Source organism: Streptomyces sp. NPDC042100, from assembly GCF_055582325.1.
Window position 1 is genome coordinate 394161 of the sequence record NZ_JBVJDK010000002.1, and the last position, 20938, is coordinate 415098.

A 20938-nucleotide genomic window follows, 5' to 3' on the forward strand; every position below is an offset into this window, starting at 1 on the left:
AAGGCGGGCAGCGCCGCGCCTCCGTGCAGAAAACATTGGAATTTCCCCTCCAGGCAGGCTGCTCCGCGTCATCGATCGATACGCGTGGGGGGAGCACCCGCCAGCAGACTCACTGACCCACTGGAAGCAAGCGCCTCATGAGTACTGGGAATCCTAGGGACGCGAAACCCCTCCGTGCCCGCCCGTGCCATCTGATAACCATACCGACTCGAAATCGTTATCAGCGGAGGGAAGTTGATGAGGAACCGCTGGTCACGGTGTCGACATATCCCCACGACACAAGGTCAGGAAACGGCGACGAGATCGATTTGGACTGGACCATTGGCCGTACCTCCGACCGTACCCAGGGCCGGGTCCACGGCCGGCTCCGGGGTCTGCCAGAGGTCGGGCGAGGGCGGCTCCGGAGTGCCGGATCGCGCTACGCGCGCGGCCGGGACAGGCGCCTCCGGGACCTCCGGACCCTGCCGGGCCGCCCGCCGGAAGGCCGCCGTACCCCGGCTCAGGTCGTGCCCGACGGCCACCGCGTCGATGTCCACGAAGGTCTTCCGGCGCCCGTCGTGCTCCTCCTCGCGCACCTTCAACCGGCCGTGCACCACCAGCGGTTCCCCCACCGAGACCGAGGCCGCCACGTTCATCCCCAGCGAGCGCCAGGCCGAGACCGTGTAGAAGCTGGTCGGACCGTCCGCCCACAGCGCCCGCTCGCGGTCCCAGCGCCGCACCGTCACCGCGAAGCGGAACCGGGCCACCCCGCCGGTCACCGTCTCCCTGTACTCCACGTTGGTCGCCACGTTGCCGACCAGCGTCACCGTCGTCTCGTTCATGTCCCCCACCCCTCCGTGCCCCTCCGCGCGCGCACCACTCTCCTGTGCGGCCCTCGGGTGCGGCACTCGTGTACGTCCCGCCTCTTTCCGTCCCATCGTGGCCCTGAGCGGAGAAATCCGCTGAAGCCTGTGGATAGGGGGTGAGTTGGGGAAAAGTCCGTCACCCTTACGGGGGGGGGAGACCTCCGCCACTCGCTGGGGGTCGCCACTCACCGGGAACGGGCTTCGCGGCTTCACGGCTTCACGGCTGCGGGGCTGCCCGGTTGCGCGGTTGCGCGGTTGCGCGGTTGCGCCTAGCGGGACCTTGCCGCGCCCGTCCGCCGGATCGGGCCCAGCTTCGTCGCGCCGATCCGCGCCCCGCCGATCCGGGCCGTCATCCGCGTCGCGCCCGAGGCCGTCACGTACTGCTCGCGCACCTCCCGGTAGCGCATCAGCTCCGCCGCGATCGGGTCGAGCACGCGGGCCCTGCCGCACGCCGAGGCCGCCTCGCGCAACCGCCGCTCGGCCTCCTGCCCGTACCGCCGGGCCGGGCCCCGTACCGCCGCCGCGCAGGCCCACTCCACCAGCGGGCCGCCGACGATCCCGGCGAGCATGATCAGTACGGGCGGCCACAGCAGCGGCTCCACCACGCCCACGATCTGGGCCACCAGCCACAGCGCGCCGAAGATCTGCAGGAACGTCATCACCACCTGCGCGAAGACCGCGGCCGGCCACCACGCCGGGCGGGGCGGGCGGGCCGCCGGGTCGCCCATGGACACCGTCAGCTCGTCCAGCGCCTCCGGCAGCCCGTCGGCGCCCCGCAGCGCCGCCTCGCGCACCGCCTGCGCCCAGGGGCCGGGCAGCCCGTGCGCGGCCTCGTCGGAGACGATCCGCACCGCCTGCTCGACCCGCTGGCGGGCGGTCAGCTCGTCCTCGACCGGGTTCTCCAGGCGCGGGTCGGTGCTGCCGTGCGCGCGGACCCGCTCGTACCAGCGGTACAGCCGCAGCCACGGCGTGCCGCAGGCGCGGATGGCGCCGCGCCGCCAGACCCGTTCGGCCGCCTCCCCCGCGGCCTGCGCGCCGACGGCGAGCGCGAGCCGGTCGGCGAACTCCTCCCGGGCCCGCTCCCCCAGACCGGGCCGCCCGTCCGCCACGTACACCGGGCGCAGCCGGGCCGCGGCGGCGTCCACGTCGGCGGCCAGGCGGCGCTCGGGCGCGGTGCGGTCCGAGACGAAGCGGCCGAGGAGCTCGCGCAGTTCCGGTACGCCGTCCCCGGTGAGCGCGGACAGGGCGAGGACCGTCGCGCCGGGCTCGCCGTGCTCGCCGAGCGCCATGCCGTCCTCGTCGAGGAGGCGACGCAGGTCGTCGAGGACGAGGTCGGCGGCCTCGGTGCCGAGCCGGTCGGTCTGGTTGAGGACGACGAAGGTGACCTCCGCGTGTCCGGCGAGGGGCCGCAGATAACGCTCGTGCAGGGCGGCGTCCGCGTACTTCTCCGGGTCCACCACCCAGATCACCGCGTCCACCAGGCCGAGCAGCCGGTCCACCTGGTCGCGGTGGGCGGTGACGGCCGAGTCGTGGTCGGGCAGGTCGATGAGGACGAGCCCCTGGAGCTCGGCGTCGCCCGCGCCGCCGGCGAGCGGCCTGCGGCGCAGCCGCCCGGGGATGCCGAGCCGGTCGAGCAGGCCCGCGGCGCCCTCGGACCAGCTCAGGGCGATCGGGGCGGAGGTGGTGGGGCGGCGCAGTCCGGTGTCGGAGACGGGCACGCCGGCGAGGGCGTTGAAGAGGGTGGACTTGCCGCTGCCGGTGGCCCCGGCGATGGCGACGACGGTGTGCCGCGCGGAGAGCCGCTGCCGCGCGGCGGCCTCGTCGAGGACCCGCCCCGCCTCGGCGAGGGCGTCGTTCTCGACCCGGGTGCGGGAGAGGCCGACGAGTTCGTGGAGAGCGTCGAGACGGGTGCGCAGGGAGCCGCCGTAGGCGCCGCCGAGCGGGGGGAGCCCGTCGGCGTCGTCGGGGACGGCGGGGCCGGTGAGGCCGGTGGGGCTGATGGAGCTGGTTGGGCTGGTGGGGCCGACGAGGGCTTCGGGGACACCGAGAGTCCCAGGAGTCCCAGGACTCCCCAGACCCCCAGGACCCCCAGGACTCCCGGTGCCCTTCGGGGCGGCGCGTTCGGCGGCGCGGCGGGCGATCAGCCCGTCGTCCCAGCGCTCGGCGGCGGTCCCGGGGGCCCGGGGGCCGTCGTGACCGGGGCCGCCGCCCCCGTCGCGTACGGAAGCGGGACGGGCGGCGTCAGGACGTACGGCATCGCCGCGAGAGGGCACGGGGTCGGAGGGCACGGGGCCGGAGGACGCGGGGCCGGAGGACGCGGCATCACCACGCACGGCACCGCCGCGTACGGCATCGGAGGGCACGGCGGCGGAGGGCACGGCGTCACCGCGTACGGGGTCACTCACTGCGTCACTTCTCCTTCTGCAGTACGGAGAGGGCGGCGATCAGCTCGGCCTGCGGCTCGGGGGTCACGTCGAGGGCGTCGAGGGGCGCGAGGCGCCGGTCGCGTTCGGTGTGGAGGGCGCGGTCGAGGTACGTGCGGAGGAGTTCGCCGCCCTTGTCGCGCAGGAGCACGGCGCCCTGGGCGCCGAGGAGTTCGGCGAGCCGGTCGCCGGCGGCGCGGGTGCGGCGCCCGCCGAGGAGGACGGCGGCGACAAGGGCGGTGAGGGTCTCGTTGTCGGGTGCGGCGGCGGTGGCGCCGCGGGCCCGGCCGGAGGAGCGGCCCGTACCGTGTCCGGAGCCCCGGACGGTGGCGGGGCGTTCCATCCCCCGCACCTCCTCCTCGACCGTCTCCTCCAGGACGCGCCGCCAGCGCCGTACGGTCATGGCGATCCGCTCGCCCGCGTCCTTGGCGGGGCCGGTGCGGTCGGCCGGGGCGAGGGCGCCGGCGGCGGGTTCGCGGCGCCAGGTGTCGCGGACCCGCTCGTCGGCGGCGGCGACGGCGCACTGGACGAGGGCGGCGAGGGACTCGACGAGGGCGTCGAGAAGCTCCTCGGCCGAGCTGTCGCGGGGGTAGCCGCGCCAGCGGGTACGGGCGTCCCCGGCCAGGACGGCGCCGCGGCGCACCTGTTCGCGGAGCCGCCCGCCCTGCTCGCCGTACGCGCCCTCGACGGCGCCGCCGAGCCGGACGGCCGCCGCGTACTGGGCGGCGACCGCGCCGGCGAGCTCGGGCATCCGGGCGTCGAGCGAGTCGATGACGCCGGCGGCGGTGCGGCCGACGGCCTGCTGGCGGGCGGCCGGGTCCTGGGCGCAGTGGGCGAGCCAGCCGCGCAGCGGGGCGACGGCGGTGTCGGGGAGCAGCCCGCTGCCGCCGCCGGCTGACTCGGGGAGCTCGGGGATGGTGAACCGGGGCAGGTCGCCGAGCCCGGCCTTGTCGAGCAGGGCCTCGTACTGCCGGGAGACCTCGCCGATGACCTGGTGGGGGACGCGGTCGAGGACGGTGACGAGGGTGGCGTCGTACTCCTTGGCGGTACGGAGCAGGTGCCAGGGGACGGCGTCGGCGTAGCGGGAGGCGGTGGTGACCATGACCCAGATGTCGGCGGCGCAGATCAGCTCGGCGGCGAGGAGGCGGTTCTCGACGACGAGGGAGTCGATGTCGGGGGCGTCGAGGAGGGCGAGGCCGCGGGGCAGGGTGGCGGCGGTCTCGACGCGGAGGGAGTTGTCCTCCTCGGGCTCGTCGTGTTCGTCTCGTTCGTCGCGCTCGCCGCGCTCGCCTCGGGGGTGCTCCTCGTCCCGCGCGGGCAGCCAGACGCGGGTGAGCTGGGGCAGCACGCGCATCCCGGCGAACCAGTGGTGGTCCTCGGGGTGGCAGACCAGGACGGGGGTGCGGGTGGTCGGCCGCAGGACGCCGGCCTCGCTGACGCGGCGGCCCACGAGCGAGTTGACGAGCGTGGACTTGCCGGCCCCGGTGGAGCCACCGACGACGGCGAGCAGCGGGGCGTCGGGATCTCTGAGGCGGGGCACCAGATAGTCGTCGAGCTGGGCGAGCAGCTCGGCCCGGGTCTGGCGGGCCCGGGGGGCACCGGGAAGGGGGAGCGGTAGACGCACGGCGGCGACTCGGTCGCGCAGGGCGGAGAGTGCGTCGATCAGCTGAGGCCGTTCGTCCAAGGTCACCACATGTGAAGAATGACCAATTTTGGAGGCTTTTTGAAGCATATAGAGGCGCTACGCGCCGACCGAACGGATGTAGCCGGATGACCCCAGGCATAACGAGTGCACAACACCCGGCCCGAGTGGCGCGAAAAGCGCTGCGCGAATCGCACCTGCCTGCGATTATCGGACCGCTTCACCGAACCTCCACATCGTGGCACGCAGGTGAAGCAAGCGGGCCAGGGGGATCGGAGCCCTATCCTTGTCCCGTCAGGCCACACCCGCCCCACCCCGCGGACCCCGGCCCACCACCGGGCCACCGCCGGCCCCCGTAGCTCAGTGGATAGAGCAGGTGCCTTCTAAGCACTTGGCCGCAGGTTCGAGTCCTGCCGGGGGCGCAACGCCACAGACCCTCCTTCGGGAGGGTCTTTTTGCTGGTCAGGGGGCTCGGGAACGGCGGCCTCGGTGACTGGATCCGTCCGGCGAAATCCGGTCAGAGGCCGGCTTCCGGCTGCTGGGTCCCGTGGGGGCTTCCCCGAGATCTCAGGCCCGCCGTTGTCCCCGCCCGTCGGACGCGGGTGTGATGATCGCGCGCTGGTGCTACGCCGACGACGGCACCGGGCTGGTCCGGGCCGTCCGGGCCGCCGCCGCGTCCGACGGGTGGGAGGACGTCCTCTCCCTTGAGCTCGGAGGGCGGTACGTCCTGGCCGACGCCGCCTACGAGGCCGACCGGATCCTCGGCTCGGAGGCGCTTCGCGTCGTGCCGGCCCCGGGCCGCTATCGCGTCCAGTCGACGGTCGTGGATCCCGGCCCCGAGACGCGGTTCACGCTGGAGCGGCTGCTGCCCGCGTAGGGACGGCCCGCTGCCGTGCTCTCTCGTGCACGGCGTCTCAGGAACCCGCCTGGGAGACGCCCCGGACCAGTTGGGCGATGCCGTTGAAGAGGGCCTGGCCCAGGGGGGTGGGGGCGATCAGGATGCCCAGGGCCAGGACCAGGAACGCCGTGCCGCGCTCCTCGAAGCGGCTTCTGGCCTGTGTTCTGCGGCGGAGTCTCATCACCACGATGACCGCCAGCAGCACCGCCACGTTGATCGTCATCATGTGCCGTCCACTTCCGTTCAGCCCGTGTTCCGGTGCCCCGGACCAGTGCAGCGGACGGGGGCCTTCCGGCGCAGGCGGTCGGTGGGCGATGGCGGAACCCCGTCGGGTGCTGGCCTGTTGGTGCTCGGACACCCGTTCCCTTGGGGCGGGTGGGGGCTCCGTTAGGGTGGCGGGGTACGGAGGACGTGGGTGCGAGCGGGGGCTCAGGATGCGGGACGCCGATCTCGATGTCTCGGCGGGTGAACTCGGGCGGCTGGCCGGGGACCTCGACGCGATGCAGGAGTACCTGGAGCGGCAGACCCGGCGCATGGACGAGGTCGTCGACCGGGTCGCCGCCGGCTGGCAGGGGCCGACCGCCGTCGCGTACCGGTCGCTGCACCGCGGGGTCGCCGAGGACGCCGTGCGGATCCGTCAGGTGATGGTCCTGCTCGAAGCGGCCGTGCGGGCCTCCCGCGACGGCTTCAGCGAGCAGGAGCTCGACACCCTGGCCCGGGTCAAGCGGCTCCAGGACGGCGAGGACGTGTCCGCCGCCGCCCGCGCGCTCACCGTGCCCGACCCTGCGCCCGGCGCCGCGCCCGCGCCGCCGACGAGCCGCATTCTGGACGTCTGAACCACGGGGGACCAGCACCATGCCGGACGAGGATCGGATGGGCGACGACCGGATCACCGTCGACTTCGCCTCCCTTCAGCGACTCTCGGGGGACCTGGAGGACATCCTCCGCACCCTCAACGGGAAGCTCGACACGCTGTACGAGCGGGCCGCCAAGGTCGTCCTGAGCTGGGACGGCGAGGCCCGCGAGGCCTTCGTCGACGAGCTCGACAAGTGGAGCCGTTCCGCCGCCGACCTCAAGGCCGCCCAGGCCTGGCTGCACGAGGTCGTCGTCACCGGGCACCTCAACTACGCGGCCGCCAACCGGTCGGTGCTCCAGGGGTGGGGAGGGGGCGCCTGATGGCCGGGCCCGGTGGGAGCGGTGGGCCCGGCGGGGCCGGTGCCATCGACGTCAAGCCCAGCGACCTCTGGTCCGTCTCCGGGCGGGTCGCCGCCCAGCAGGACTTCCTGATGCGCGGCGCCCGCACGCTCCTGGACGAGCTCGGCAAGTACCCCGACGCCGGCGGCGCCGGCAGCGAGGCCCAGCGGTTCGCCCAGGCGTACAAGCAGATCGGCAACCGCTGGCTGGAGGTCTGGGCCAAGTCCGTCGTCAGCGTCGGCGGTGTCGCCGTCGGCTTCACCGAGACCGCCAACGCCTACACCCGCGCCGACGCGGCGGCCAACCCCCAGCCGGGCAAGACCGCCGAGCAGCGCCCTCGGCCCGCCGTCATCGACAAGGACCCGGTCTTCTCCTCCGTACCCGACATCAAGTGGGGCGACGACGACGGCGGGGACGACTTCCTGCGCGGCCTGATGGAGGGCATCCCCGAGATCGTCCGGGACGTCCTCCAGCCGCTGGCCAAGCACGTGTTCCGGGTCGGCCGGGTCGCCGACGTCCACCCCTTCCCCCAGCAGCACTACCTCAACTCCCTCTGCCACAGCTGGATGAACGTCTCCCTCGTCCTCACCACCGGGGCCGACCAGCTCACCCAGACCGTGGGCACCATCACCAACCACCAGCAGGCCGACTGGGAGGCCGCCATGCGGACCTTCTGCAGCGCCCTGTGGGGAGCGACCGCCTGGGGGCAGCAGCGCGAGGGCTACCAGTGGGCGCAGACCGCCGGCTCCGGACCCGGCACCCCGCGCCTCCCCACCGGCAGCGAGCCCGTCATGACGGTCCTCAAGGACACCGCCGACAGCATCGCCACCATCCTGCGCGAGTACGCCGAGGCCGCCGTCGACCTGAACCGCGACGTCGCCGACGAGCTGCACCGCGCCATGTGGAAGGCCGCCAAGGAGATCCTGGAGGACCTGGCCAAGCCCAAGAGCCCCAAGGACCTGCTCTCCACCGTCACCTCGGTCATCGGCAAGGGCGCGGGCCTGATCCTGTCCTTCGACGTCAAGACCGTGCTCAACATCGACACCGCGAAGCTGAACCGGATCGTCAACACCTACACCGGCATCCTCGACGGCCTCACCACCCGCATGGACGCCCTGAAGAAGCCCCTCGACGAGGCCCACCGCAGCGCCCCCAAATTCGAGGCCGGCGTGGCCCGCGCACACGGCTTCGGCGCCCGGGCCCTGGAGGAGTTCAAGGACTCGCAGGTCTGGCTGAAGGTCGACGCGAACGGGGACTACGAGCTCGACCTCGCCGCCAACGAGTACATGGGCGACGGGCACACCCTCGACAAACACGTCGGCAAGACCGACGAGCAGCTCGCGCAGCGCCTGCGCGACCAGCAGGCGAACGGTCCCACCCTGGCCTGGCCGTACGGCAAGCCGAAGCCCAGCGCCTCGTCCGCCTTCCCGGACTACGAGCGGGCGCAGGAGCTCACCGAGTACAACCTCAACCACAACAAGGCGGCCATCGAGGCCTGGATCAAGGGCCCGCCACCGCCCGCCGAAGGCAGCGTCCAGGACTTCCACGCGACGGCGCCCAACGGCGAGAACAGCGGGCGCAGCGTCTTCAAGCAGCCGCAGGACCCGAACGACCCGAAGTCCGGGTACAAGCAGTCGGGCATGGGTGCCGAGGCGTACGACGTCCAGGGGATCGACACGCGCATCCGGTACGACAGCGGTCGCCATCCGCCCTTCACCGTGATGACGTCGATGCCGTCCAAGTCCTAGGGCCGGGCCCCGGGCCCCAAGCCCCGAGCCCGAACCCCTGACGAGCAGCCCCGCACCGCCCGCACCGCCCTCACCGCCCTCACCGCCGAGAAAGGCCCGCACCGCATGTCCGTCGACCAGGCCGCATGGGAAGCCGCGGTACGCCGTCTCTACGAGGACGCGTACCCGTACGACGCCACCGGCCCGCGCCGGCACGAGGACTGGGTCCTCGACGTGCTCGCGGTGATGGGCCGGGTCCCGGACCCGAGGGGCTGGGCCGGGCTCGACGACGCGGCGGACGACCCGGAGCGGGCGGCCTCCCCCGTGTACCCCTTCGCGGCCCGGCCCGCGGAGTACGTACGGGACCGGCTGTACGAGATCGACCGGGACAGCGCCGAGAACCTGCTGCTCGCCCTCACCGACGACGGGTGCGCGCTGTCCAACCTGAGCCGCTTCACGGAGAGCGAGGAGGAGCTGCGTGCCCTGGCGCGCACCGTCCTCGCGCGGTACGGGGACGCCGCCGCCTTCCACACCAACGTGACCCGGCCCGGCGGCCCGCCCGGAACGCTCGACTTCACGTCCCCGAACTGGGGGTACGCCCCGCTCAGCGTCTACTCCGAGGACTACGGCCTGGTCGTCGTCTCCGACACGGAGGTCGGGCTGTTCTGGAACTTCTCCGACTACTGAGCCCCCGGGCCCCGGGCCCCTGGTACCGGGCCCCTGGTACCGGGCCCCTCGTCCCGGCCCCCGAGCCGCCCGCCCGCCCCCCTCGGGCGCCCTTGAGAGGATGGCCCCGTGCTGACCCGTTCCGCTTCCTATCCCGACCGGGAGACCGCCCACTGGGCCACCCAGCAGGTCGTCACCGCCAACGAGCAGGCCATCCACCGGTGGCTCGCCCAGGGCACCCGCGCCCGCCTCACCATCGAGGCCGCCTGGCCCTCCCGCGAGGAGCCCGTGGGCCGCGTCCAGCTGGAGGCCGAGCTGCTCGCCGGGCGCGGGCCCGTCGACGTGCGCGCCGCGCGGGTGGTCCTGCGCCGCGCACCCGCGAGCCCCCACGGCTTCACCGTCCTCACCACCGTGCCGTTCTACCTGTAGGGGCCCCGCCCACATGTCCATGAAGCCCCTCGAACACGACCGGCGCTACGGCGAGCTCGACCAGGTCATGCGCGCCTACCTCGGCCAGCCCGCCGACGACACCCCCGGGACCCGCAGCCGCGCCCTCGACGCCTACCTCCGCCACACCTGGCACACCCGTCCCTCGGCCATCGCCGAGGCCGAGCGTCAGCTCCGCGAGTACAGCCGCAACCCGCCCGGCCCGCTGCGCCTGGAGCTCGGCGAGTTCTACGCCGTCCCCGACACCGGGATGCCCCAGTCCGCGATCGGCGACTGGCTGCTCGTCCTCGCCGACCACCTCAAGCGGAGCATCGAGGGCGGCGAGGTCCCCGAGCCCGCCTCCCCGGGGACCCACTGGGAGTGGCACGCCCGCTTCCCCGAGACCGCCCAGTTCCTCGGCGGCTGGTTCTCCCAGGACATCGTCGACGAGTTTCCCGACCACGAGGCCGCCGTCGCCGACTACGCGGCCACCACCCACCCCCAGCTCGTCGCCCGCCTCGTCGGCGAGCTCCACGAGCTCCTCGCCCTCCCCCTCGACGACGGCGACTACGCCCTCGCCGCCGCCGAGCTCGGCATGGAGGTCGGCCCGCCCGCCCCCCACTCCCACGGCGCCTGGTTCCAGTCGGTCGCGACCGCGCTCGCCGCGGGCTGAGGCACCCCGGCGGCGGCCGACCGCGCCCGCCACCTCATCGGCGGGCGCGCGGCGAGCCCCGTAACACGCCGGGGCGGCTCCGGCCATGCGGGTGAACAGGGCCGTGGGCGCGGCCACTTCGGGTTCCCGGGCGGCCATGCTGGGGGCACTTGGGGCAGCTCCCCCCTTCATCCCCATTCATCCCCCCCATCCCCGTCACAAGGAGAGCCGGCATGCGCCGCTCGTCCGCCGCCGCACTGACGGCCGCCACCCTGCTCGCCGCCGTCCTGCCCGCCGCCCCGCGCGCCTTCGCCGACCCGGACCCGGCGACCGCCCTCGCGGCCGCCCCCGCCGCCCGCACCATCACCCAGCAGCCCGGGCACCCCGCGATCATGTACCCGGGCCGGGCGGTGACCGTCGCCGCGTTCTGTCCGGCGGGGACGAAGCCCACGGGCGGCGGGGCGACGGTGCAGAGCGACCCGCAGAGCGCGGTCTTCATCAAGGAGTCGGCCCCCGTCGACGAGAACAGCTGGCGGGTGCGCGCGTACAACGCCTCCGACGCGGTGCAGACCCTGCACCCCCGGGTGGTCTGCTCCTCGGAGACCACCCTCACCACCCACGCCGGGCCCGTGAGCCCGCTGCGGCCGGGCGAGTCGGACAACCCCAGCGAGGCGGGCTGCGGCGGGGCGCAGTACGTCGCGGGCGGCGGCTTCCAGGCGGGCGAGCAGACGTACGCCAGCCAGTCGGTCTTCGACGACGACCGGCGGTGGATCGCGCGGGCGAAGAACACCGGCTCCACGCCCTCGTCCGTCCGTGCCTTCGTCGTCTGCTCCGCCTTCGCGCCCACCCTCCGCAGCGTCCGGATGGAGTTGCGGCCCGGCGCGGTCGGGACCGTGAGCGTGGACTGCCCGGCGGGTCAGGTGCCGACCGGCGGCGGTGTGGACGGCAGCCTGGACACGCTCCTGAACTCCTCGGGGCCGACGGACACGGGCTGGACGGTACGGGCCACCAACACGGCCGCCGTCCCGCTGGGCGTGGTCTACGCCTCGGTGGTCTGCTCCACCCCCTGAGCCCTCCGCCGCCTCCCCAGGGCCCTGCTCCACCCCCTGGGCCCCGGGCCCGTCCCCGTACCCCGCGCCTGGTCGATCCTCCAGGCCCCTCCCCGCCCCGACCCCCGTATTCCGGGCCCCGAACCAGTCGTTCCGGCCAGGTGGCCGGAGTTTCACTGGCGGCATGGATCTGAACACGGTGACGGACGTGCGGGACGCGCGGCTGCGTGAGCCCTGGCGGCCGGGGGACGCCTGGCTCGGCGGGGGGACGTATCTGTTCTCCGAGCCGCAGCCGCACCTGCGGCGGCTGATCGACCTCGGCCGGATGGGCTGGGAGCCGCTCACCCGGCACCCGGACGGCTCCCTGGAGATAGCCGCGACCTGCACGATCGCCGCGCTCTCGCGGTTCGGGCGGCGCGGGCTCGACGCGGTCGCGGCGCCGCTGTTCGAGCAGTGCTGCCGGGCCTTCCTGGCCTCGTTCAAGATCTGGAACATGGCCACGGTCGGCGGGAACCTCTGCAACGGGCTGCCCGCCGGGCCGATGATCTCGCTCACCGCCGCCCTCGACGGAAGCTGTCTGCTCCAGGCGCAGGACGGCTCGCTGCGGGAGCTGAAGGTCGTCGACTTCATCACCGGCGCCGGGCGCAAGGACCTCGCGGAGGGCGAGCTGCTGCGGTCCGTGACGCTGCCCGCGCGGGCGCTGGGCTGCCGGACCGCCTTCCGGCAGGCGTCGCTGTACGGGCTCGGCCGCTCGGGCGCGCTGGTCATCGGCACCCACGACCCGGTGGACGGCTCGCTGGCCGTGACGGTCAGCGCGGCGACCGTGCGCCCGTTCCGGTTCTGGTTCCCGCTGCCGCCGAGCCGGGAGCGGCTCCGCGAGGCGGTCGAGTCGGCGGTCGCGGACGCCGACTGGTTCGACGACATCCACGGACTCCCCGAGTGGCGGCGGCACATGGGCCTGCGGCTCGCCGAGGAGGTGCGCCGCGAACTCATCGCCGAACCCCGGACCACCGAACCCCGAGCCACCGAACCCCGGACCACCGGCCCCCGAGCCACCGGCCCCCAGGAGCGTGCCCGATGAGCTTTCGCGTCCAGGTCAACGACCGGCCCTTCGAGGAGGAGCCGCGCGCCGGGCAGTGCCTGCGCACCTATCTGCGCGAGCGCGGCTGGTTCGGCGTGAAGAAGGGCTGCGACGCAGGCGACTGCGGCGCCTGCACCGTCCACGTCGACGGGGAGCCCGTGCACAGCTGCGTCTATCCGGCCGTACGGGCCGGGGGGCGGGCCGTCACCACGGTCGAGGGCCTGGCCGCGCCGGGCGGCGAACTCCACCCCGTACAGAAGAGGTTCCTCGACGCGCAGGGCTTCCAGTGCGGTTTCTGCACGGCCGGGTTCCTGATGACCACGGCGGCGCTGGAGGCCGAGCGGGGCACCGCGCACGACGACGGCAAGCTGGCCGACCTGCCGCGCGCCTTCAAGGGCAACATCTGCCGCTGCACCGGCTACCGGGCCGTCGAGGACGCCGTGCGCGGGGTCGCGCACACCGAACGGCCGTGCGCCGGAAAGGCCGTGGGCCGCAGCGTCGGCGCGCCGGCCGGGCCGCAGGTGGTCACCGGCACCGCCCGCTACACCTTCGACGTCCAGGTCCCGGGGCTGCTGCACATGAAGCTGCTGCGCTCGCCGCACCCGCACGCCCGGATCCTGGCGATCGACACGGCCGCCGCGCTGCGGGTGCCGGGTGTGGTCGCCGTGTTCACCCACGAGGACGCCCCGGACACGCTCTACTCCAGCGCCCGGCACGAGCATCCGACGGAGGACCCCGACGACACCCGGGTCCTGGACGACGTCGTCCGGTACGTCGGGCAGCGGGTCGCGGCCGTCGTGGCGGAGAGCGAGCGGGCGGCCGAGGAGGGCTGCCGCCGGGTGGAGGTGACGTACGAGGAGCTGCCGTACGTCCTCGATCCGGAGGCGGCGATGCGCCCGGGGGCGCCGGTGATCCACGCGGGCAAGGGGCCCGAGGTGCGGATCGCGCGGGTGGAGAACAACGTGGCGGGCGAGGTGCACGGGGAGATCGGGGACGTCGAGGCCGGTTTCGCCGAGGCGGCCGTGGTCTACGAGGAGACCTTCCGCACCCAGCGGGTCCAGCACGCCAGCCTGGAGACGCACGGCTGCGTGGCGTACTTCGAGCCCCGGGAGGACGGCGAGGGGGAACGCCTGACCGTGCGGTCCTCCACCCAGACGCCGTTCCTCACCCGGCGCGCGCTGTGCGCGCTGTACGGGCTGCGCGAGGACGAGGTGCGGGTGGTCGCGGGCCGGGTCGGCGGCGGTTTCGGCGGCAAGCAGGAGATGCTGACCGAGGACGTGGTCACCCTGGCCGCGCTGCGGCTGCGGCGCCCGGTGAAGCTGGAGTACACGCGCGCCGAGCAGTTCTACGGGGCCACCACCCGGCACCCGTTCACGATCGGCGTCAAGGTGGGCGCCCGCGCGGACGGCGTGCTGACCGCCGTGCGGATGCGGGTGGTGGCGAACACGGGCGCGTACGGCAACCACGGCCCGGCCGTGATGTTCCACAGCGTCGGCGAGTCCTTCGCGGTCTACCGCGCCCCGCACAAGAAGGTGGACGCCTACTCCGTCTACACCAACGCCGTCCCGGCCGGCGCCTTCCGCGGCTACGGCCTGGGCCAGGTGACCTTCGCCGTCGAGTCCGCGATGGACGAGCTGGCGCGGCTCCTCGGCATGGACCCGCTGGAGCTGCGCGAGCGGAACGTGATCGGGCCAGGCGAGGGGATGCACAGCCCGATCGGCGAGGAGGAGGACCTGCACATCGCCTCGTACGGGCTCGACCAGTGTCTCGCGGTGGTGCGGAAGGCGATCGCCGAGGACCGCAGCGCCGAGGACGCGCCCGAGGGGTGGCTGGTCGGCCAGGGCACCGCGCTGGCGATGATCGCGACCGGCCCGCCGGGCGGCCACTACGCGGACGCGCGGGTCTCGCTGCTCGCGGACGGCACGTACGACATCGCCGTCGGCACCGCCGAGTTCGGCAACGGCACGACCACGGTCCACCAGCAGATCACCGCCGGGGCGCTGGGCACCACCGGGGACCGGATCACCGTGCGCCAGTCCGACACGGACGTGGTGCGCCACGACACCGGGGCCTTCGGCTCGGCCGGCACGGTCGTCGCGGGCAAGGCGGTGCTGCTGGCCGCGTCCTCGCTCGCGGAGCGGCTGCGGAGCCTCGCCGCGCGGCACACGGGTGTCGCCCGGCACCTGTGCGTGCTCGGCGCGGAGAGCGTCGACTGCGCGGGCCGGACCGTGCCGCTGAAGGAGCTGTACGAGGCGGCGCACGCGCTGGGGGCGGCGGAGGAGCTGGCGGCGGACGGGCACTGGGGCGGGTCGCCGCGCTCGGTGGCGTTCAACGCGCAGTGGTTCCGGGTGGCGGTGGATCCGGGCTCGGGCGAGACGCGGATCCTGCGCAGCGTGCACGCCGCCGACGCCGGGAAGGTCATGAACCCGATGCAGTGCCGGGGGCAGGTGGAGGGCGGGGTCGCGCAGGCGCTGGGCGCGACCCTCTTCGAGAACGTGCGGATCGACGAGCGGGGCGAGGTGACGACGGCGGCGTTCCGGCGCTACCGGCTGCCGCAGTACGCGGACGTGCCGAGGACCGAGGTGCACTTCACCGAGACCAGCGACTCCATCGGGCCGCTCGGCGCCAAGTCGATGAGCGAGAGCCCCTTCAACCCGGTGCCGCCCGCCTTCGCCAACGCGCTGCGCGACGCGACCGGCATCCGCTTCACGGAGGCGCCGTTCACCCGCGACCGGGTCTGGCTGGCGCTGGACGGCTTGGCGCATCGACCCGGAGGATGCGCGTGACCTTCTCGTAGCAAGCTCACAAATGCCGGGCGGACGGGGGGATCCGGGCCGCAGGCACGGTTCCGGGGGCGGCGGCCGGGTATGCAGTCGCGTGGGCGGGGGACGGCCGCCGCCCCGGCGAGCGTACGAAGGGATCATCGACGATGAGCGGATCCTTCGCCCTGTGGGGCGAGCTGGCCCATCCCGTCACGCTGACCGTGGCGGACCTGCGCCGGGAGTGGCCCGCGCACCGGGCCCGGGTCGTCTTCGACTGCGCGACGGCCGGGCCGCAGCACCACGTCTTCGAGGGCCCGCTGCTGCGCGAGGTGGTGGGCCGGGCGCGCCCGGACTTCGACCCGGCGCGGCGCAAGGAGCGCTCGCGCTTCCTGCTGACGGTGAGCGGCGGCGACGGGCACCACACGGCGCTGTCCTGGGCGGAGATCGACGCCGACTTCGGGGACGCGCCGGTGCTGCTGGCCACCCGCGTGGACGGGGTGGAGCTGGACGCGGCCGGTACGCAGCTGGTCGTGCCGTCCGACCGCTGCGGCGCCCGGTACGTGAGCGCGGTGACCGGGATCTGGGTCGGCACCCTGCCGGTGCGGGTGCCCGTCGGGGCGTAGGCGGCGCGTCGAATTCCGCTCCAACAGGGAGCAAAACATGGGGAGTTCACCGTCGCGCCGGGGCCGGTGACGGCTTCCGGCGGGGTAGACACCTGGTGTGAACATGACGTCCAGGACTTCTCTCGTCGAGCGGCTCCTCCAGGACGGGGTGCGCTCCCTCGCCTTTCCCGGGGCGGTCTGGGCCGTCGGCGACGCCGGCGGGACGACGGCGGGCGGGGCCGTCGGGCTGCTCGATCCCACCCGGCGCGAGGAACCCGCGCGGCCCGACACCCTCTACGACCTCGCCAGCCTCACGAAGGTGATCGCCGTGTGGCCGGTGGTGGGCACGCTGGTCGAGGCGGGCGCGCTGCACCCGCACACCCCGCTCGGCGCCTATTGGCCGGAGGTCGCCGGGCGGCCGCTGGCGCCGGTGACCCCGCACCAGCTCCTCACCCACACCGCCGGGCTGCCACTGCGGGCCAACCTGCGGCATCTGTACGGGAGCGACCCCGGGGACGTACGGCGCGGGGTGCTGCGCGAGGCGCTGCGCAGGCCGCCCGGGGAGGCCGTCGAGTACACCGACCGGGCGGCGCTGGTGCTCGGCTACCTGGCGGAGCACCTGACCGGGCGCCCGCTGCGGGAGCTGGCGGCCGAGCGGATCTGGGCGCCGCTCGGGATGGCGGAGACGCGGTACGGGCCGCTGCCCTCGGCCGTGGCGGCGCGCTGCGCGCCGACCGAGTTCGACGACCTGACGGGCGCCCATCTGAAGGGCACCGTGCACGACTTCTCCAGCCGGCTGCTGGGCGGCGCCTGCGGCATAGCGGGCACCTTCTCCACCGCGCGGGACCTGGGGCGGCTGCTCGCGCACCTGCTGGCGGCGGGCGGGCCGGGCGGTGCGGCCGGGCCGTTCGGGCCCGGCTGGGTGGCGGACTCGCTGCGGGTCCGCACGGGTGGACTGGCGCCGCCCCGGGGCCTGTTCTGGCACCTCGCGCCGGGCACCGGCGTGCGGGACGACGTGTGGACGCACTACGGCTTCACCGGCACCGGGATGTGGGTCAGCCCGGCGCGCGGCCGCTGGGCGGTGCTGCTCACGAACAAGCTCTACTTCACGCGGGAGACGGGTCCCGTGACGGCGGTGCGCGACGCGTTCCGGGCGGCGGTGTTCTCGGCCACGTGACCGGACGGCGGTGGCGTCGTTGCACGCCGTAAACGATCAGGTAGGCGAACGACGGTGGAGGCGCGGCGATGGGTGACGAACGGACGGTGCTGGTCAGGGAGCTGGTTCTGGGGGACGCGGAGGACCTGCGGGAGGCGGCGGGGGAGCTGGCCCGGGGGGTCGCGGTGGTGCACGGCTTCGGGCACTTCTACGCGCTGACCGCCCGCCCCGAGCGGGCGGCGGTCGAGCGGGTCAACCGCTTCAAGGGGCGCCCGGCGGGGCAGACGGGCAGCGTGACGGGGCCGCCGGACGTGCTGCCGGGGCTGTTCGACTGGACCCGGCTGCCCGCGGAGCTGCCCCGGCGGCAGCTCAGATCGCTGATGGACGAGCTGTACGAGCTCGGCCCGTTCGGCTTCCGGGGGCCGGCCGCCGAGCGGCTGCCGGGGCACCTGACGGCGGTCTCGGCGGGGGTGGCGACCGTGCAGGTGATCGCGCCGGGGCGGCGGTGCCCGTCGAACGCCTTCCTGGCCTCGGCGATCGAGCGGGCGGGCACGGAGTACCTGTTCGTCACCTCGGCCAACCGCACCCGGCAGCTTCCGCACTGGCGGGGCGAAGGGGCGGTCGCCGACTTCGGCCGGGAGCCGGAGGTGCGGGTGCTCGCGCATCCGGACGACGCGGCGGCCCGGCGGCGCCATCCGCACCACGAGCCGGTGTCGACGAGCGTGCTCTCCTTCCACCGGGCCGCCGGGCGCGGCCGGTCGGGGCTGCCGGCGCTGGTCCTGGAGCGGCAGGGCTCCCTGTCGGCCGACCACATCCGCTCGGTCGCGGCCAACCACGGCTTCGCCCTGGTGCCGGCCGCCGGGGCGGCGGCCCGGCCGGCGGCCCGCGCCTACGTGCCGGTGCCGGGCGGGCCGGTGCCTCAGGCGCGGTAGGCGCGCAGGAAGGCGGCGACGCCGCCGGTGAGCAGCCGGTCGGTCTCGTCCTCCGGGAGCGGCACCACGCCGTAGTGGGAGCGCTGGAGGATGGTGGCCGAGCTGAGCGCCAGGAAGTGGCCGGCCGCGAGGGCCGCGTCGCCGTGCAGGTCGAGCAGACCGGCCTCGGCGAGTCCCGCCAGGGCCTCGGTGAGGGCCTCGGCCACGGGGGCGGGACCGGCCTGCTGCCAGGCGGCCATGACCTCGGCGGGCACATGGCCGGCCTCGGCGTGGATGTGCCGGACGAGCGCGAAGTGGTCGGGATATTCGGCGATCAGGTCGGTGAAGGCGTGCGCCAGGGCGCGCAGTTCGCGCTCCAGCAGCTCGGGGTGGGGCGGCCGGCCGGGGTCCAGCAGGGCGTGCAGCCGGGCGAGCTGGGCGTCCCGGACGGCGTGGGCGGTCCAGGTGATGACCGTGCGGAAGAGCTCGGCCTTGCCGCCGGGGAAGTGGTTGTAGACCGTGCGCGTGGAGACGCCCGCGGCGGCGGCGAGCGCGTCGACGGAGGCGCGCGCGTACCCCTCGCGGCCGAAGACCCCGCAGGCCGCGCGGACCACGGCGAGCCGCTTCTCCAGCCTGCGGGGCGGGATCTCGCGCCGGGCCCGCTCCATCCAGGCCTCGTTGCCGCTGCTCATGCACTCCTCCTCGTCGACACCGCAGCGTAACCGCCGCAATGAAATACAACGTGCGTTGTACTTTTAACAACGCTCGTTGTACTTTAGCGGAGCGCCGGACGCACCCCGCGTCCGCACCGCTCCGGGAGGGGACCCGCCATGTCCGAGAACACCGCCACCGCCACCGCCACCGCGCCCCTGCGGGTCGCCGTCCTCGTCGGCAGCGTCCGCGAGGGGCGCCAAGCCGACGCCGTCACCGACTGGTTCCTCGGTGTCGCCCGCCGCCACGGCGGCCTCGACCTCGACGTGATCGACCTCGCCGAGGTCGACCTGCCGCTCGTCATGCCGGGCTGGGGCGGGACGCCGGACCCCCGCGCCACCGCCGCGCTCGCCGAGGTCTCGCCCCGGCTGGCCGCCGCCGACGCCTTCGTGGTCGTCACGCCCGAGTACAACCACAGCTTCCCGGCCGCCCTGAAGAACCTCCTCGACTGGCACCGCGAGGAGTGGCACGCCAAGCCCGTCGGCTTCGTCTCCTACGGCGGCCTCGGCGGCGGACTGCGCGCGGTCGAACAGCTCCGGATGGTCTTCGCCGAGCTGCACGCCACCACCGTGCGCGACTCCGTCAGCCTGCACGGCCCCTGGTCCGGCCTCGGCCCGGACGGCGCCCCGCGCGACCGGGCCGTCACCGAGGGCGCCGCGAAGGGGATGCTCGGCCAGCTCCAGTGGTGGGGGCGGGCGCTGCGCACCGCCCGCGCGGCCCTCCCCTACCAGGGCTGAGCGGCGGGCGCCCGATGAGCACCCTCGCCCCCCGCGCCGCCGGCCGGACCGCCGGCCCGGACACCCCGCCCGGCACCCCGCTCGGCCGGGTCCTGGCCGTCGTCGTGATCGGCTCCGTGATGTCCGTCCTCGACGTCACCATCGTCAACGTCGCCCTGCGCAAGCTCTCCGATGCCTTCGACGCCCCGCTGGCCACCATCCAGTGGACCGCGACCGCGTACTCCCTCGCGCTGGCCGCCGTCATCCCCACCGCCGCCTGGGCGATGGGCCGGATCGGCGCCCGGCGCACGTACCTCACCGCCCTCGTCCTCTTCACCCTCGGCTCGCTGCTCGCCGCCCTCGCCTGGGACGCGGGCAGCATGATCGCCTTCCGTGCCGTGCAGGGGCTCGGCGGCGGGCTGCTCATGCCGGTGGGCATGGCGATGGTGATGCGGGCCGCCGACCCCGAGCGCTTCGGACGGGCGATGGCCCTGCTCGGACTGCCCATCCTGGTCGGCCCGGTGGCCGGGCCCGCGCTCGGCGGGCGGCTGCTCGACACCGCCTCCTGGCACTGGATCTTCCTGATCAACCTGCCGGTCGGCGCGGTCGCGCTGTTCCTCGCCGCCCGGCTGCTGCGCCCGGACGCCCCGCGCCCCGGCGACCCGGCGCCCCGGCTCGACGTGCCCGGCCTGCTGACCCTCTCCCCCGGCCTCGCGCTGCTGCTCTACGGGCTGGCGCGCGGCGGCGAGACCGGCGACTTCACCGCGCCCGGGACGCTGGTCCCCGCGCTGGCCGGACCGCTGCTCGTGGCGGTCTTCGTCCGGCGGGCCCTGACGGTCCGGGAGCCGCTGCTCGACCTGCGGCTGCTGCGGGACCGCACCTTCGCCGTCGGGACCGCCACCCTGGCGCTGTTCACCTGCGGCTACTTCGGCTCGATGCTGCTGGCCCCGCTGTACTGGCAGGGCGTGCGCGGCTTCAGCCCGACCGCCGCCGGGCTGCTGGTCGCCCCGGTCGGGCTCACCGTCGGCGTGGCCATGCAGATCGCCGCCCGGCGCGTGGACACCGCCTCGCCCCGGCGGCTGATCCCCCTCGGGGCCGCCCTCGCGGCCCTCGGCATGGCGCTGACGGCCCTGGCCACCGGCACACAAGGCGTGTCGCCCTGGCGGGTGGTCGCGGCGGCGATGCTGATGGGCGCGGGAGCGGGCATGGTCCTGATGCCGACGATGACCACGGCGAGCCGCTCCCTCGCCAAGGACCGGATGGCCGCGGCCAGCACCGCGCTCGGCATCAACTCGCAACTCGGCGCCGCCGTCGGCACCGCCCTGTGCTCGGTCGTGCTCGGTACGGCGGGCCCGGGACCGGACGGCTTCCGCACCGCGTTCGCGGTGGCGGCGGCCCTGCTGGCGGCGGCGGTGCTGCCCGCCCTGTTCCTGCCGGGCCGCACCGCCCGCGCCCGCTGACACCCGGCGCCCGCCGG

20 protein-coding genes and 1 tRNA gene are annotated in these 20938 nt (G+C 74.6%); 16 read left to right on the forward strand and 5 right to left on the reverse strand.

Going from position 1 to position 20938, the window contains the following annotated elements; genetic code table 11:
* Window positions 1–284: 284 nt before the first annotated feature.
* The 3 genes from ACZ6J5_RS05985 to ACZ6J5_RS05995 form a co-directional block, all read right to left on the reverse strand.
* On the reverse strand, window positions 285–821 hold the full coding sequence (locus ACZ6J5_RS05985; protein ID WP_469388055.1) for a single-stranded DNA-binding protein: 537 nt from the start codon (window positions 819–821) through the stop codon (window positions 285–287).
* 293 nt (window positions 822–1114) lie between these two features.
* Window positions 1115–3250 (reverse strand): YfjP family GTPase, encoded by a 2136-nt coding sequence (locus ACZ6J5_RS05990; protein WP_469388057.1) that lies wholly within the window; start codon window positions 3248–3250, stop codon window positions 1115–1117.
* Window positions 3251–3254: 4 nt separating this feature from the next.
* Window positions 3255–4952, reverse strand: coding sequence for a dynamin family protein (locus ACZ6J5_RS05995; protein ID WP_469388059.1), 1698 nt, complete (start codon window positions 4950–4952; stop codon window positions 3255–3257).
* 307 nt (window positions 4953–5259) lie between these two features.
* On the opposite strand from ACZ6J5_RS05995, the gene ACZ6J5_RS06000 reads away from it, so the two are divergent.
* Both ACZ6J5_RS06000 and ACZ6J5_RS06005 read left to right on the forward strand, forming a co-directional pair.
* Window positions 5260–5332 (forward strand) — tRNA-Arg (locus ACZ6J5_RS06000).
* A gap of 185 nt (window positions 5333–5517) precedes the next feature.
* The gene (locus ACZ6J5_RS06005) at window positions 5518–5787 is read left to right on the forward strand and encodes an Imm21 family immunity protein (RefSeq protein ID WP_469388061.1); all 270 of its coding nucleotides are present in this window, start codon (window positions 5518–5520) and stop codon (window positions 5785–5787) included.
* Between the two features lie 37 nt (window positions 5788–5824).
* On the opposite strand, the gene ACZ6J5_RS06010 is transcribed toward ACZ6J5_RS06005, so the two are convergent.
* Entirely contained in the window at window positions 5825–6034 is a 210-nt protein-coding gene (locus tag ACZ6J5_RS06010) for a hypothetical protein (RefSeq protein ID WP_469388063.1), read from the reverse strand.
* A gap of 208 nt (window positions 6035–6242) precedes the next feature.
* Here ACZ6J5_RS06010 and ACZ6J5_RS06015 point away from each other — a divergent pair, with 208 nt between their 5' ends.
* The 12 genes from ACZ6J5_RS06015 to ACZ6J5_RS06070 all read left to right on the forward strand — a co-directional run bounded on the left by ACZ6J5_RS06015 (window position 6243) and on the right by ACZ6J5_RS06070 (window position 18055).
* Complete coding sequence (locus tag ACZ6J5_RS06015) at window positions 6243–6644, forward strand: WXG100 family type VII secretion target (protein ID WP_469388065.1); 402 nt, start codon at window positions 6243–6245, stop codon at window positions 6642–6644.
* Between the two features lie 19 nt (window positions 6645–6663).
* A complete protein-coding gene (locus ACZ6J5_RS06020) occupies window positions 6664–6984 on the forward strand; it encodes a WXG100 family type VII secretion target (protein ID WP_469388068.1) in 321 nt (106 codons plus the stop codon).
* A complete protein-coding gene (locus tag ACZ6J5_RS06025; RefSeq protein ID WP_469388070.1) occupies window positions 6984–8750 on the forward strand; it encodes an RNase A-like domain-containing protein in 1767 nt (588 codons plus the stop codon). Before ACZ6J5_RS06020 ends, ACZ6J5_RS06025 begins: the two co-directional genes overlap by 1 nt.
* 105 nt (window positions 8751–8855) lie before the next feature.
* A complete protein-coding gene (locus ACZ6J5_RS06030; protein ID WP_469388074.1) occupies window positions 8856–9416 on the forward strand; it encodes a hypothetical protein in 561 nt (186 codons plus the stop codon).
* Between the two features lie 108 nt (window positions 9417–9524).
* Window positions 9525–9824, forward strand: a complete 300-nt coding sequence (locus ACZ6J5_RS06035) for an RNase A-like domain-containing protein (protein WP_469388076.1) — start codon at window positions 9525–9527, stop codon at window positions 9822–9824.
* Between the two features lie 13 nt (window positions 9825–9837).
* Window positions 9838–10494 carry a contact-dependent growth inhibition system immunity protein gene (locus ACZ6J5_RS06040; RefSeq protein ID WP_469388078.1) on the forward strand — a complete coding sequence of 219 codons (657 nt, stop codon included), beginning with the start codon at window positions 9838–9840 and terminating at the stop codon, window positions 10492–10494.
* A 212-nt stretch (window positions 10495–10706) separates the two neighbouring features.
* The gene (locus ACZ6J5_RS06045) at window positions 10707–11543 is read left to right on the forward strand and encodes a hypothetical protein (protein WP_469388080.1); all 837 of its coding nucleotides are present in this window, start codon (window positions 10707–10709) and stop codon (window positions 11541–11543) included.
* A gap of 163 nt (window positions 11544–11706) precedes the next feature.
* On the forward strand, window positions 11707–12603 hold the full coding sequence (locus tag ACZ6J5_RS06050; protein ID WP_469388083.1) for an FAD binding domain-containing protein: 897 nt from the start codon (window positions 11707–11709) through the stop codon (window positions 12601–12603).
* Window positions 12600–15389 carry a molybdopterin-dependent oxidoreductase gene (locus tag ACZ6J5_RS06055; RefSeq protein WP_469388085.1) on the forward strand — a complete coding sequence of 930 codons (2790 nt, stop codon included), beginning with the start codon at window positions 12600–12602 and terminating at the stop codon, window positions 15387–15389. The genes ACZ6J5_RS06050 and ACZ6J5_RS06055 overlap by 4 nt, the downstream gene beginning before the upstream one ends.
* A gap of 143 nt (window positions 15390–15532) precedes the next feature.
* On the forward strand, window positions 15533–15988 hold the full coding sequence (locus tag ACZ6J5_RS06060; protein ID WP_469388088.1) for a molybdopterin-dependent oxidoreductase: 456 nt from the start codon (window positions 15533–15535) through the stop codon (window positions 15986–15988).
* A gap of 103 nt (window positions 15989–16091) precedes the next feature.
* Window positions 16092–17144, forward strand: a complete 1053-nt coding sequence (locus tag ACZ6J5_RS06065) for a serine hydrolase domain-containing protein (RefSeq protein WP_469388091.1) — start codon at window positions 16092–16094, stop codon at window positions 17142–17144.
* A gap of 68 nt (window positions 17145–17212) precedes the next feature.
* Entirely contained in the window at window positions 17213–18055 is an 843-nt protein-coding gene (locus ACZ6J5_RS06070) for a hypothetical protein (RefSeq protein WP_469388094.1), read from the forward strand.
* Here ACZ6J5_RS06070 and ACZ6J5_RS06075 read toward each other — a convergent pair.
* On the reverse strand, window positions 18043–18726 hold the full coding sequence (locus ACZ6J5_RS06075; RefSeq protein WP_469388097.1) for a TetR/AcrR family transcriptional regulator: 684 nt from the start codon (window positions 18724–18726) through the stop codon (window positions 18043–18045). The genes ACZ6J5_RS06070 and ACZ6J5_RS06075 overlap by 13 nt on opposite strands.
* A 138-nt stretch (window positions 18727–18864) precedes the next feature.
* On the opposite strand from ACZ6J5_RS06075, the gene ACZ6J5_RS06080 reads away from it, so the two are divergent.
* Window positions 18865–19482, forward strand: coding sequence for an NADPH-dependent FMN reductase (locus tag ACZ6J5_RS06080; RefSeq protein WP_469388099.1), 618 nt, complete (start codon window positions 18865–18867; stop codon window positions 19480–19482).
* A 14-nt stretch (window positions 19483–19496) separates the two neighbouring features.
* Window positions 19497–20921 carry a DHA2 family efflux MFS transporter permease subunit gene (locus ACZ6J5_RS06085; RefSeq protein ID WP_469388101.1) on the forward strand — a complete coding sequence of 475 codons (1425 nt, stop codon included), beginning with the start codon at window positions 19497–19499 and terminating at the stop codon, window positions 20919–20921.
* Window positions 20922–20938: the final 17 nt, after the last annotated feature.